The 12,854-nt window shown below is 65.9% G+C and carries 10 protein-coding genes and 1 pseudogene; 10 read left to right on the forward strand and 1 reads right to left on the reverse strand.

The window, feature by feature from the left end:
* The first annotated feature begins 50 nt into the window (after positions 1-50).
* The 7 genes from paoA to ACP7DE_RS23695 all read left to right on the forward strand — a co-directional run bounded on the left by paoA (position 51) and on the right by ACP7DE_RS23695 (position 10,317).
* Positions 51-710 carry an aldehyde dehydrogenase iron-sulfur subunit PaoA gene (gene paoA / locus ACP7DE_RS23665; RefSeq protein WP_426074378.1) on the forward strand — a complete coding sequence of 220 codons (660 nt, stop codon included), beginning with the start codon at positions 51-53 and terminating at the stop codon, positions 708-710.
* Entirely contained in the window at positions 707-1,666 is a 960-nt protein-coding gene (locus ACP7DE_RS23670; RefSeq protein ID WP_426074379.1) for an FAD binding domain-containing protein, read from the forward strand. The genes paoA and ACP7DE_RS23670 overlap by 4 nt, the downstream gene beginning before the upstream one ends.
* A 4-nt stretch (positions 1,667-1,670) precedes the next feature.
* Positions 1,671-3,869, forward strand: coding sequence for an aldehyde oxidoreductase molybdenum-binding subunit PaoC (gene paoC / locus ACP7DE_RS23675; protein WP_426074380.1), 2,199 nt, complete (start codon positions 1,671-1,673; stop codon positions 3,867-3,869).
* 122 nt (positions 3,870-3,991) lie between these two features.
* Complete coding sequence (locus tag ACP7DE_RS23680; RefSeq protein ID WP_426074381.1) at positions 3,992-5,629, forward strand: response regulator; 1,638 nt, start codon at positions 3,992-3,994, stop codon at positions 5,627-5,629.
* Positions 5,626-6,654, forward strand: coding sequence for an ABC transporter substrate-binding protein (locus ACP7DE_RS23685; RefSeq protein ID WP_426074382.1), 1,029 nt, complete (start codon positions 5,626-5,628; stop codon positions 6,652-6,654). The genes ACP7DE_RS23680 and ACP7DE_RS23685 overlap by 4 nt, the downstream gene beginning before the upstream one ends.
* Positions 6,655-6,664: 10 nt before the next feature.
* Complete coding sequence (locus ACP7DE_RS23690) at positions 6,665-9,181, forward strand: ATP-binding protein (protein ID WP_426074383.1); 2,517 nt, start codon at positions 6,665-6,667, stop codon at positions 9,179-9,181.
* A gap of 149 nt (positions 9,182-9,330) precedes the next feature.
* Positions 9,331-10,317, forward strand: a complete 987-nt coding sequence (locus ACP7DE_RS23695) for a magnesium and cobalt transport protein CorA (protein WP_426074385.1) — start codon at positions 9,331-9,333, stop codon at positions 10,315-10,317.
* Positions 10,318-10,326: 9 nt separating this feature from the next.
* Here the strand turns inward: ACP7DE_RS23695 and ACP7DE_RS23700 are convergent.
* Positions 10,327-10,632, reverse strand: a pseudogene (locus ACP7DE_RS23700) (alpha/beta hydrolase); the annotation flags it as partial.
* A 373-nt stretch (positions 10,633-11,005) separates the two neighbouring features.
* Between ACP7DE_RS23700 and ACP7DE_RS23705 the strand changes: the two are divergent.
* The 3 genes from ACP7DE_RS23705 to ACP7DE_RS23715 all read left to right on the forward strand — a co-directional run bounded on the left by ACP7DE_RS23705 (position 11,006) and on the right by ACP7DE_RS23715 (position 12,854).
* Complete coding sequence (locus ACP7DE_RS23705; protein ID WP_426074386.1) at positions 11,006-11,317, forward strand: hypothetical protein; 312 nt, start codon at positions 11,006-11,008, stop codon at positions 11,315-11,317.
* Positions 11,318-11,503: 186 nt separating this feature from the next.
* Positions 11,504-12,322 (forward strand): STN domain-containing protein, encoded by an 819-nt coding sequence (locus ACP7DE_RS23710; protein WP_426074387.1) that lies wholly within the window; start codon positions 11,504-11,506, stop codon positions 12,320-12,322.
* Positions 12,312-12,854, forward strand: a complete 543-nt coding sequence (locus tag ACP7DE_RS23715; protein WP_071077582.1) for an RNA polymerase sigma factor — start codon at positions 12,312-12,314, stop codon at positions 12,852-12,854. The genes ACP7DE_RS23710 and ACP7DE_RS23715 overlap by 11 nt, the downstream gene beginning before the upstream one ends.

Below are 12,854 nucleotides of genomic sequence, written 5' to 3' on the forward strand. Positions count from 1 at the left end.
GGGCCTGCATGCGCCCACCCAGCCAGTTCACAGCCAGGAGGAAGCGCGAGATGACAGACTGTAATCACATCAATGCCGGCAGGCGAGGCTTGCTGATCGCCGGCGCGCTGTCGGCCACGGCAGTGGCAGTGCCCGGCGTGGCGGGAGCGGCGGAAGCGGTGACTGCGGCCAGCCAGGCCGCTGCCTCGCCGCCGCCCGTGCTGATGAACGTCAATTTGGAAGTCAACGGCCGGCGCCACAGCCTGGAACTCGACACGCGTACCACCTTGCTCGACGCCTTGCGCGAGCACCTGCACTTGACGGGCACAAAAAAGGGCTGCGACCATGGCCAGTGCGGCGCCTGCACCGTCATGCTCGACGGCCAACGCATCAATGCTTGCCTGAGCCTGGCCGTGATGCATGATGGCGCCAGTGTCACCACCATCGAAGGGCTGGGCACGCCCGGCAAACTGCACCCGATGCAGGCCGCCTTCATCGCGCATGACGGTTATCAATGCGGCTACTGCACGCCGGGGCAAATCTGCTCGGCCGTCGCCGCCCTGGGAGAAATCCGTCAGGGCATCCCCAGCCACGTCAGTGCGGACTTGAACGCGCGCCCGCAGGCGACGTCGGAAGAATTGCGCGAGCGCATGAGCGGTAATCTTTGCCGCTGCGGCGCCTATTCCAACATCATCGAGGCGATTTCCGAGGTGGCGGGGAGGCCGGCATGAGAGTGTTCAGCTACCAGAAGGCGGCCACACCCGCCGAAGCGGCCGCCGAAGCCTTGCGCACGCCAGGCGCCAAGTTCATTGCCGGCGGCACGAATCTGCTCGATTTGATGAAACTGGAAATCGAAACCCCCGCGCACTTGATCGATGTCAATGGTCTCGCCCTGGATACAGTGGAAACGACGGCCGACGGCGGCTTGCGCATCGGCGCCCTCGTGCGCAACACGGCGCTGGCGGCGCACGCCACGGTGCGCCGCGATTACGCGGTGCTGTCGCGCGCCTTGCTGGCCGGCGCTTCGGCGCAATTGCGCAACAAGGCGACGACGGCCGGCAACTTGCTGCAGCGCACGCGCTGCCCATATTTTTATGACACGAACCAGGCCTGCAACAAGCGCGTGCCGGGCAGCGGCTGTTCCGCCATCGGCGGTTTCAGCCGGCCGCTGGCTATTTTGGGCGGCAGCGATGCCTGCATTGCCACGCACCCCAGCGATATGGCCGTGGCCATGCGCGTACTCGACGCAGGCATCGATACGGTGCGGGCCGACGGCGCCGTACGCAGCATCCCCATCGCCGATTTTTACCGCTTGCCGGGCAACACGCCGCAACTGGAAAGCGTACTGCAGCCGGGCGAACTGATCACCAGCGTGACCTTGCCCAAGCCCATTGGCGGCACGCACGTGTATCGCAAGGTGCGCGACCGCGCCTCGTATGCGTTTGCGCTGGTATCCGTCGCGGCGATTATCTTGCCCGATGGCAAGGGCAGGCTGGCCCTGGGCGGCGTGGCGCCGCAGCCGTGGCGGGTTGCCGGCGCGGAGCAGGCCATGTCCGCCGGCGCCGGCGCCGTGAGTGAACGCCTGCTGGCGGGCGCCAAGCCGACGGCCGACAATGCCTTCAAAGTCATCCTGGCGCAGCGCACAATAGCGGCCGTGATGGCGACAGCACCCGCACAGAAAGGCTAGGGCCATGAAATTTACGACACCTGCGACCACCAACCCTATCGACCAGTTGAAGGTCGTTGGCCGTCCCACGGACCGTATCGACGGCCCCCTGAAAACCACGGGCACGGCGCCGTACGCGTATGAGCAACACGCCGCCGCGCCACATGCTGCCTACGGCTACGTGGTGGGCGCGGCGATTGCCAAGGGCCGCATCGCCTCGCTTGATACCGGCGCGGCGCGGCGCGCACCGGGCGTGCTGGCCGTGGTGACGGCAGAATCGGCGGGCAAGCTGGGCAAAGGCAAGATGAACACGGCAAACCTGCTGGGTGGCCCCGAGATCCAGCATTATCACCAGGCCATCGCGCTGGTGGTGGCGGAAACCTTCGAGCAAGCCCGCTCGGCCGCGCAATTGCTGGACGTGAAGTATGTCCAGCAGCAGGGCGCGTTCAATCTGGCCAAGGCCAAGGGCGGCGCGACCAAGCCGAAGGACGGCAAGCCCGACAGCAAGACGGGCAACTTCGCCGGCGCCTACGCCCATGCCCCCGTGCGCCTGGACGCCAGCTACACGACGCCTGACCAGTCGCACGCCATGATGGAGCCGCACGCCTCGATAGCCGCCTGGGAGGGCGACAAGGTGACGCTCTGGACGGCGAGCCAGATGGTGGACTGGGGCCGCGGCGACCTGGCCCGTACTTTGGGCATACCAAAAGACCAGGTGCGCATCGTCTCGCCCTACATCGGCGGCGGCTTCGGCGGCAAGTTGTTCTTGCGCGCCGAAGCCTTGCTGGCGGCGCTGGGCGCGCGCGCGGTGCGGCGCCCCGTCAAGGTGGCCCTGACGCGACCCTTGATGTTCAACAACACCACGCACCGGCCCGCCACCATCCAGCGCCTGCGCATCGGCGCCACGCGCGATGGCAAGATCACGGCCATCGGCCACGAATCGTGGTCGGGCGACCTCAAAGGCGGCCAACCGGAAACGGCCGTGATGCAGACGCGGCTGCTGTACGCGGGGCCGAACCGCATGACGGCCATGCGCCTGGCCGTGCTCGATTTACCGGAAGGCAACTCCATGCGCGCGCCGGGCGAGGCGCCGGGGCTGATGGCGCTGGAAATCGCCATGGACGAGATGGCGGAAAAACTGAATATGGACCCCATCGTCTTGCGCATCCTGAACGACACGAAAGTGGACCCGGAAAAGCCCAGCCGGCCGTTTTCCCAGCGCCGCCTGATCGATTGCCTGCGCACGGGCGCCGTGGAATTCGGCTGGAAGGAACGGCAAAGCCAGCCGGGCACGCGGCGCGACGGCCGCTGGCTGGTGGGCATGGGCGTGGCGGCCGCCTTCCGCAACAACCTCGTCATGCAATCCGCCGCCCGCGTGCGCCTCGATGGCAAGGGCATGATCACGGTGGAAACGGATATGACGGATATCGGCACGGGCAGCTACACGATCATCGCCCAGACGGCGGCGGAAATGCTGGGCGTGACCTTGAACAAGGTCATCGTGCGCCTGGGCGACTCGGATTTTCCCGTTTCGGCAGGTTCGGGCGGCCAGTGGGGCGGCAACAGTGCCACGGCCGGCGTGTACGCGGCCTGCGTGCGCCTGCGCCAGGCCATCGCCGGCAAGCTGGGTTTCGATGAAAAGGAAGCGCGTTTTTCCGATGGACAAGTGAGCCAGGGCGAGCGCAGCGTGCCGCTCGCTGCCGCCGCCTTCCATGGCGATGTCGTGGCCGAAGACCATATGGAATACGGCGACCTCGACAAAAAATTCCAGCAATCGACGTTTGGCGCGCATTTCGTCGAAGTGGGCGTGGACGGCGACACGGGCGAAGTGCGTGTGCGCCGCATGCTGGCTGTTTGCGCGGCCGGCCGCATCCTCAACCCGAAAGCGGCGCGCAGCCAGGTGATCGGCGCCATGACCATGGGCGTGGGCGCGGCCCTGATGGAAGAACTGGTGGTCGACCTGCGCCGCGGCTTTTTCGTCAACCACGACCTGGCCGGTTACGAAGTGCCCGTGCACGCCGACATCCCGCACCAGGACGTCATCTTCCTCGATGAAACCGATCCCATGTCCTCGCCCATGAAAGCCAAGGGCGTGGGCGAGCTGGGCATCTGCGGCGTGGCGGCCGCCATCGCCAATGCCGTGTATAACGCGACGGGGGTGAGGGTGCGTGAGTATCCGGTGACCTTGGATAAGTTGCTGCGGGGGCTTCCCGAGGTCGCCTAGCACCCTTGCGCCGCCGCGCGCGTGACAATGCGTGTATTTTTAGTAATTTTCAAGTGCTATGCTCGGAACGCATGTTGCGGGGCAAGTTCCCGGTCCGCAAGGTCATGCCGTCAGGAGAATGCATGAACAGCTCATCAATGCTGCCGCGGATACTGATCGTCGATGACGAACTGGCGCATGTGCGCGCGCTGTGCGACACCCTGCGGGGCCAGTACTACGACACGACGGGGCTGGCTTCGGGCGAGGCGGCGCTGTCCCTGCTGGCTGTCGAATCGTTCGACCTGCTACTGGTCGACCTGATGATGCCGGGCATGAACGGCATCGCCGTGGTGGAAGCGGCGCGCCAGATCGATCCGGACCTGGCCTGCATCATCATGACGGGCGAAGGCACGATCGCCTCGGCCGTGCAAGCCATGAAGGCGGGTGCGCTCGATTATGTCGTCAAGCCGTTCAAGGTCTCGGGTATCCTGCTGATACTGGCGCGGGCGCTGGAAACGCGCCAGTTGCGCATCGCCAATGCGCGCCTGGAATTGCTGCTGCGCCAGCACACGGCCGAACTTGACGCCATGAACAAGGATTTGCAGCTGGCCCGCGAAGTGGCCGAGCGGGCGAACCAGGAAAAGACCAATTTCCTGTCCAGCATGAGCCACGAGCTGCGTACGCCGCTCAACGCCATCCTGGGCTTTTCGCAGATGCTGATGTCCGATTCCATCCCCTCGACGGCGCAGGAAAAGAAAACCTTTGCGTCGCACATCTTCGGCGCGGGCCGGCACCTGTTGACCCTGATCAACGATATCCTCGACATCGCCAAAATCGAGTCGGGCAATATGTCGCTGTCGATGGAAGCCGTGGGTTTGGCCGACATTTACCACGAATGCTGGCAAATGATGGAACCGCTGGCGCACAAGCGCGGCATCACCTTGACGTTCGTGGAAGCGGGCGGACTGCACGTGCTGGCCGACCGCACGCGCCTCAAGCAGGTGCTGCTCAATTTGCTGTCAAACGCCGTCAAGTACAACCGCGAACAGGGCGAGATCCACGTCGATTGCCAACCCGTCGATGCGCGGCAGCTGCGCCTGTCCGTGCGCGACACGGGCGGCGGCATGAGCGCCGCGCAGCTCGAAGCGCTGTTCCAGCCCTTCAACCGCCTGGGACGCGATGCGCGCGACGAAGAGGGCACGGGCCTGGGGCTGGTGGTCAGCAAGCGCCTGGCCGAAGCCATGCAGGCCAGGATAGGCGTGGCCAGCACGCCCGGACGCGGCAGCACCTTCTGGCTCGATATCGCCAGTTGCCCGGCGCTCCAGCCGCTGCAGGAAAGTGCGCGCCTGCCCGCCATTGCCCGGCCCGCTGAAACGATACGGCTGCCGGACCGCAAGACGCTGCTGTATGTGGAAGACAATCCCCTGAATCTGGCGCTGGTGGCGGGCCTGATCCATTTTCGCCCCGACCTCGACCTGCTGTCGGCCGGCGATGGCCAGGCGGGCCTGGACCTGGCGCGCCGCCACCTGCCGCAGCTGATACTGATGGACAGCGACCTGCCCGACATCAGCGGCACGCAAGTGATGCAGCTGCTGCGCGCCGATGCCCGCACTGCGCATATCCCCGTCATCGCCCTGACGGCCGTGGCCGGGCCAGGCGATATCCGCCAAGGACTGGCGGCGGGCTTCTACCGCTATCTCAGCAAGCCGATCGACGTGGTGGCGTTTTCCGAGGCCATCAACAGCGCGCTGGAGTCGGCCACGGCGCAGCGCAGCGCATGAACGGCACAGCGCCGGTGCGGCGGGTGATCTGGCTGGCGGCCGTCGCGCTGTTGCTGGCGCTTGCCGCCGCGGTCATCTGGCGGCTCAATGCCCGTGCCGCTGCGCCGCCCGGCCCCGTGGAAGTGCTGCGTCTGGCCGTGAATGCCGAGTACGTGGGCAGCTGCCCCGTGCTTGCCGCGCGCGCCCAGGGCTATTTCGCGCGCGAGGGCATCGAGGCGCTACTGCAGCCGTATTCGTCGGGCAAGGCATCGCTGGAAGCCGTGCTGCAGGGCAGGGCCGACCTGGGCACCGTGTCCGACATCCCCGTGGTGCTGGCCAGCCTGCAGAACCAGTCCGTCGTCATCATCGCCAGCATCTTCGAGGCCGAGCGCGACCACGGCATCGTGGGGCGCCTGGACCGTGGCGTGTCCACGCCCGCCAGCCTGAAGGGAAAACGCATCGGCGTGACCCTGGGCACGTCCGGCCATTTCACGCTGGACGCTTTCCTGAACCGCCAGAAGCTGCTGCCCGGCGAAGTCATCTTGCGCAACTACACGCCGGACCAGCTTGCCGGTGCGCTGGCGCGGGGCGAGGTCGACGCGGCGGCCGGCTGGGAACCCTTTCTGACGGGCCTGACGCATGCGATTGCAGGCAACGCGGCTATCTTCTATGGCGAGGACGTGTATGCGGGCCTGTTCAATGTGGCCGGCACGGGCGACTATGTGCGCAGTCACCCGGCGACCATGCGCAAGGTGCTGCGCGCGCTGCTGGCCGGTGCGCGTTTTTGCCGCGACGAGCCCGACGCCGCGCGCGCCCTGTTTTCCAGCGCCTCGGCCAGCGAGGCGGCGCGCCTGCAGGCGGCCTGGCACGGTTATCAGTTTGGCATTGTGCTCGACCAGGGCTTGCTGCTGGCGCTGGAAGACGAGGCGCGCTGGGCCATCAAGAACCGCCTGCCCGGGAACGGCGATATGCCGAACTTCCTCGATGCCGTCTACCTGGATGGCCTGGAAGTCGTGGCGCCATCGGCCGTGACGGTCATTCATTGAGAAAGCCACCGTGAAAATCGTAACGCGCTTCAAGCTGGCCCAACTGTTTTGCGTGGTGCTAGTGGCCATCATCGTCGCCGTGCTGTTCTCCACCACCATGGCGATGCAGCGTGAACTGGCGAAGAACAAGGCCGCAGGCGATATCCTGCAAGCCGTCACGTCGCTGCGCTACTTGTCGATTGAGTATGCGCTGTACCATAGCGCGCGCACGCGGGCCCAGTGGCAGCTACGCAGCGAATCGTTGGCCACGGGCCTGCTGGCCACGCCCGCCTTCAGCACCGGCGAGGAGCGCGCGCTGTTGCGCGAATTGCAGGGCGACCTGGCCGGCGTGGGCTCTCTGTTCGAGCTGTTTGTCGCGAATCACCGGGAGCTGGGGCAGGACCCGCAGCGGCGCGAGGTGCTGGGCGAACTGGAGTCGCGCCTGTCCGGCCAGATCATGGGCAAGGTGCAGGGCATGATCTCGGACGCGATGAGGCTGTCCGAATTGAGCCGGCAAGGCGTGCTCGATGCGCAGCAGCGGGCCAACGTGGCCGTAATGTTGTTCGGCGGCATGATCATCGCGCTGGTGGCCGGCCTGATTTACTTCACCATGACCAGCGTCACGGGACCGCTGGAAAAGTTGCGCCAGGGCACCCTGATCGTCGGCGCCGGCAAGCTCGATTTTGCGCTCGGCGTGCATACGAAGAATGAAATCGGCGACCTGGCGCGCGCCTTCGACGGCATGACGGAAAAGCTGCGGCGCACCACCGTCTCGCGCGACGAGCTGGCGCACACGAATGCCGCCCTGGAAACGCAGATCGCCGAGCGCCAGCTGGCCGAGCGCAAGGTGCATGAACAGCTCGAACGCCTGAACCTGCTGCAGCAGATCACGCGCTCGATCGGCGAGCGGCAGGACTTGCGCAGCATCTTCCAGGTGGTGGTGCGCAGCCTGGAAGACCAGCTGCCCATCGATTTCAGCTGCATCTGCCTGTACGAGCCGTCCCAGCACGCGCTGCAGGTGACGTGCGTGGGCGTACGCAGCGAAGCGCTGGCGCATGCCTTCATGATGGGCGAACAGGCGCACATCCCCATCGATGAGAATGGCCTGTCGAGCTGCGTGCGCGGCAAGCTCGTGTATGAAGCCGACATCGCCGAGGTGGCGTTTCCGTTTCCGCAGCGGCTGGCGCAAGGGGGGCTGAGCGCCCTCGTCATGGCGCCGCTGCTGGCTGAAAACACGGTTTTCGGCATCCTGATCGTGGCGCGCCGCGCGGCGCACAGCTTTACCAGCGGCGAATGCGAATTTCTCAGCCAGTTGAGCGAGCATGTGGCGCTGGCCGCCAACCAGGCACAGCTCTATGGCGCGCTGCAGCGCGCGTACGACGATTTGCGCCAGACGCAGCAGTCGGTGATGCAGCAGGAGCGCTTGCGCGCGCTGGGGCAGATGGCCAGCGGCATCGCGCACGACATCAATAACGCCATTTCTCCCGTGGCGCTGTACACGGAATCGCTGCTGGAGACGGAAACCAATCTCAGTCCGCAGGGCCGGCATTGCCTGGAAGTCATCGAGCGCGCCATCGACGACGTGGCCGCCACCGTAGCGCGCATGCGCGAATTCTACCGCCAGCGCGAACCGCAACTGGCGCTGTCGCCCATCAGCGCCAACCTGGTGGCGCAGCAGGTGCTGGACCTGACGCGCGCGCGCTGGAGCGACATGCCGCAGCAGCGCGGCATCGTCATCGCCCTGCGTGCGGAGCTGGCGGATGACTTGCCCATGCTGCCCGGCAGTGTGGGCGAAATCCGCGAAGCATTGACCAACTTGGTCTTCAACGCCGTCGACGCCATGCCGGACGGCGGCACCCTGACCGTGCGCACCAGCTGCATCGGCATGCCCGGCCAGACGGCGCGCCAGGTGCAGATCGAGGTGGGCGACACGGGCATCGGCATGGACGAGAATACGCGCCGCCGCTGCCTGGAACCGTTTTTCACCACCAAGGGCGAGCGGGGCACGGGCCTGGGCCTGGCCATGGTGTACGGCATGATGGAGCGCCATGGCGCCAGCATCGACATCCTCACGGCGCCTGGGCAGGGCACGGCGGTGCGCCTGGCTTTTCCCGCCTGCGTGGTGGGCAAGGGGGAGGAAGCGCCCGACACGGCCCACGCCGTGCCGCCGCGCCTGCGCATCCTCGTGGTGGACGACGACCCGATGGTGCTCAAGTCCCTGCGCGACATCCTGGAAATCGACGGCCACGAGGTGGTGGCCGCCGATGGGGGCCAGGCCGGCATCGACTGCTTCCTGGCCGCGCGCGACAGGCACGCACACTTTGCGGTGGTCATCACGGACCTGGGCATGCCCCACGTGGACGGGCGCAAGGTGGCCAGCGCGGTGCGCCAGTGTTCGCCGGACACGCCCATCATCATGCTCACGGGCTGGGGCCAGCGCCTGGCGGCCGACAGCGACTACCCCGAACACGTCAACTGCGTGCTGGGCAAGCCGCCCCGGTTGAAGGAATTGCGGCGCGCCTTGAATGCGGTCATGTCGACGGGCTAGGCCGCCGAGGTCGTTCAATCCCGATTATCCTTGTTTCAAATTTTTGTATTGGCGTACCCGCATGTCAATCCGCTCGCTCAGTTGGCATGTTTATCATGGTCTCCGCTATACTGGCCCCCCAATATTGCCGCCATTAGCAGAAAATCACCATGGACCTGAGTACCCACGCCGCCGTTGTCAATGGCGAAGCCTATCGCGACGGCAAGAAGATCGCGCACTTTGATATCGACAAGGTGGGCGACTTCCTTGGCGAGCCCGATTGTTTCGTGTGGATAGGCCTGGCCGGCCCCGATGCGGCCGCCATGCAGGCGCTGCAATCGGCCTTTGGTTTACACGAGCTGGCCGTCGAGGATGCGCAGGGCGCGCACGAACGGCCCAAGCTGGAAGAGTATGGCGACACCCTGTTCATGGTGATGCACACGGCCACCCTGGACGGCGACGTCATCGTGTATGGCGAAACCCACGTCTTTCTCGGCCCCCGCTTCATCATCACGGTGCGCCATGGCGCCTCGGCCGGTTATGCAAAGTTGCGTGAGCGCAAGGAAAGCGTGCCCGAGAAACTCGCCAGCGGCCCCGGCTACGTGCTGTATTCGATCATCGACTTCATTGTCGACCAGTACCAGCCCTGCATCGATCATTTGCAGGCCAGGTTCCAGCACCATGAATTGCAGTTGTTCAAGCCCAGCTTGAGCGAAGACAAGCTGCAGGATTTCTACCAGCTCAAGACAGAACTGCTCAAGCTCGACGCGGCCGTCAACCCGCTGCACGACATCTGCACCCAGCTGATCCGTTTCCATGGCGACATTGTGCCCAAGGAAAACCGCATCTATTACCGCGACATTCTCGACCACGTCAAACGGGTGACGCATACGGCGGGGCAGATGCGCGAACTGGTCAATTCGGCCATGCAGGTGGCGCTGGGGCAGATTTCTATCCGTCAGAACGAGGTGGTCAAGCGCCTGGCTGCCTGGGCCGCCATCCTGGCCGTGCCCACCATGGTCTTCAGCCTGTACGGCATGAATTTCGAATTCATGCCCGAACTGAAGTGGCGCGGCAGCTATCCGGCCGTGATCGTTGTCATCATCGCCGGCTGCTACTGGCTGCACCGGCGCCTGAAGCGCGAGGGCTGGCTGTAGCCAGCAGGCTTACCCGTCAGCCACCGCGCCAGCCGCTTCCAGTATCAGCGCCGCCACTTCCACGGGACGCGAGGCCAGCGAGGCCTGGCTGGCGTTCAGGGTGATGACCTTGCGGACATTCAGGCGCGCTGCCATGCGTTCCTGGTTGACGGGGGAAAGCAGGCGGTCGGCGCTGGAAATCTGGTACCAGCTGGGTTTATGCTTCCAGGCCGGGTCGCTGACGTTGTCGCCGAAGATGCTGGCCAGCGGCGCCTTCTGGATCACGCCCAGCACGGCGCCTTCTTCCGCATCGAGGTTCTGGCAAAAGCTGCAGTGGGCGGCGCCGCCCCAGAAACCGTGGACGAGGACGATGGTGGTCTGATTGTTCATGCCGATACTCCTTGTGGCGGGGGCTGACCTTGCATGCCATGCCGCCTGTCAGCAGGCTGCGGCGCGGCGGCCGGCGCATGCCGGTCCAGCCCTATTGTAGACGCCTGCGGGCGTCGCCAGCGCCAGGCGCGGCTGCAATCATTCGAGAGATTTGGCGCGCAATTAGCTGCTACCATGGATTCGTCATACCGTTTGCGAGTTAGCTTATGCGGAAATGCCCGCGGCGGCGGCTCGTCCCTTGCCGAGTCGCGGCGCGGTCTCGCACAAGCGCTGATGCAAGCCGTGGGCCGGTTCATGGTTTACCTTTCGAGGAGCAGCAATGAAACGTCATTTCCTGAGCGCCCTGTTGGTATCGATGTCCTTCCTTGTGTTGGCGCAGGCGCCGGCCCTGGCCCAGGACAAGCCGGCGAAACCGGCCAGCGGCGAGATGGCCAAGCCCGAGGCCCCGGTCGCCGGGCCCAACGCGGCATGCAATGTCAACGCCACGGTACAGCAGTGCTGCTCGGCGGCCCAGTGTGGCGGCGATGTGCTGAGCAATCGCGATGCGCATAACTGCAAGGTGAAAAGCTCGGGCAAGAGCTGGCATCCGGCTGCGCGAAACGGCCAGCCGGCCGCCTGCCAGCGCATGTAGTCAGGCGCTGAGGCACGGGACAGGGCGGCGATGGCGTTGACCACCGCCGCCTCGTACCCGACGCGTACTCGATGAAGAAGTCGCCGTGCTTGCCATTGTCGATGGCCGGGCGGCGCCTGCCCGGCAGCGCGGCCGAGCATGGGGTGACGAATGGCGGAAGGCGGCGGCTGGTCACGGCGTGTCACGATGGTGTCACTTTTGCCGTGTAGCCTGCTGCTGTCGATGGAGCATTCGTCGGCAACAGCCCCATTTCGAGAACAGGACGATAGCGTGATGACAGCAAGCCCGGCGTCGCTCAGTGTGCTGGCGCTGGCCGGATGCCTGCTGCTGGCCGGCTTCGCCGCGACAGGAACGGCGCACGCCGCGCCGCCGCTGTATGCGTTCCAGATTCCAGCCCAGCCGCTCGCCGATGCGCTCAGGGCGTATGGCCTGATCACGGGGATTTCCGTGCTGGCGCCCAGCGGCGCCTTGCGCCAGCGCTACAGCAGTGCCGTGCAAGGCAGCTTTCCGGCGCCGGAGGCGCTGCAACGCCTGCTGTCGGGCACCGGCCTGCATGCGCGTTTTCCGGCGGCGAATGCCGCCATCATCCAGCTGCCTGCCGGCGATACCCCGGCCACGCCGCCACTCCCACCAGAAAGCGGTGCCATCGCCCTGGACGCCATCGATGCCGTGCGTGCGGACGGTGCTGATTATGGCGCTTATGTCAGTGGCGTGCAGACGCAATTGCTGCGCGCCCTGTGCCGCTCGACCCTGACGCGCCCCGGCAGCTATCGTCTGGCGCTACGCTTGCGCATCGCCGCGTCGGGCAGCGTGGCGACGCTGAAACAGGCGGGCAGCACGGGACGCCCGCTGCGCGATGCCGTGATTTCGCGCAGCTTGCGTGCGCAGGTATTCGAGCCGCCGCCGCCGACCATGCCGCAGCCGATCACCATTCTGCTGCGCCCGGATGACTCGGGCGGCGCCTGCCAGCCGGCGCCCGTGGAGGACCAGGCTGATGCCCGATAGCTTGCGCGCGCGCCTGCGCGGCGTGCTGGTGACGCGCTATGGCCAGCTGCGCCGCAAGCTTGAGTACATCGTCGGCACCGGGGAGCGCGCGAGCGATGCCCTGCAGGAGACCTGGCTGCGCCTGGAGTCGATGCCCGGCAATACAGCCGTGCGCAATCCCGACGCCTACCTGCTGCAGATGGCGGTTAACGTCGCCACCGACCAGTACCGCCGCGAACACCGGAAATTGAACGATGCCGATATCGACGCCCTGTTCGACGTGGAAGACGAACTGGCCGATCCCGAACGCATCGTCGCGGCGCGCAGCGAGATCATCGCCCTGGAAGCGGCGCTGCGCCAGCTTACGCCGCGCCAGCGCGAGATCCTGCTGGCGGCGCATATCGATGGCCAGCTCAATCGCGAGATCGCCGCGCGCCTGGATATTTCGCTGAGCCTGGTGGAAAAAGAGTTGCGGCACGCCCTGCGACATTGCCAGCAATACGTGGGCGCGCCGGCCGACATGGCCGCCCGTGGCGGCCCGCGCCGCTTCTGA

This window comes from Janthinobacterium sp. DSP2-3-3 (genome assembly GCF_049897325.1).
Taxonomy (GTDB): domain Bacteria; phylum Pseudomonadota; class Gammaproteobacteria; order Burkholderiales; family Burkholderiaceae_D; genus Janthinobacterium.

Excerpts from the sequence above, each read along its gene's own strand:
- paoA (WP_426074378.1), top strand. The coding sequence starts at position 51 with ATGACAGACTGTAATCACATCAATGCCGGCAGGCGAGGCTTGCTGATC.
- ACP7DE_RS23670 (WP_426074379.1), top strand. The coding sequence starts at position 707 with ATGAGAGTGTTCAGCTACCAGAAGGCGGCCACACCCGCCGAAGCGGCC.
- paoC (WP_426074380.1), top strand. The coding sequence starts at position 1,671 with ATGAAATTTACGACACCTGCGACCACCAACCCTATCGACCAGTTGAAG.
- ACP7DE_RS23680 (WP_426074381.1), top strand. The coding sequence starts at position 3,992 with ATGAACAGCTCATCAATGCTGCCGCGGATACTGATCGTCGATGACGAA.
- ACP7DE_RS23685 (WP_426074382.1), top strand. The coding sequence starts at position 5,626 with ATGAACGGCACAGCGCCGGTGCGGCGGGTGATCTGGCTGGCGGCCGTC.
- ACP7DE_RS23695 (WP_426074385.1), top strand. The coding sequence starts at position 9,331 with ATGGACCTGAGTACCCACGCCGCCGTTGTCAATGGCGAAGCCTATCGC.
- ACP7DE_RS23705 (WP_426074386.1), top strand. The coding sequence starts at position 11,006 with ATGAAACGTCATTTCCTGAGCGCCCTGTTGGTATCGATGTCCTTCCTT.
- ACP7DE_RS23710 (WP_426074387.1), top strand. The coding sequence starts at position 11,504 with ATGGTGTCACTTTTGCCGTGTAGCCTGCTGCTGTCGATGGAGCATTCG.
- ACP7DE_RS23715 (WP_071077582.1), top strand. The coding sequence starts at position 12,312 with ATGCCCGATAGCTTGCGCGCGCGCCTGCGCGGCGTGCTGGTGACGCGC.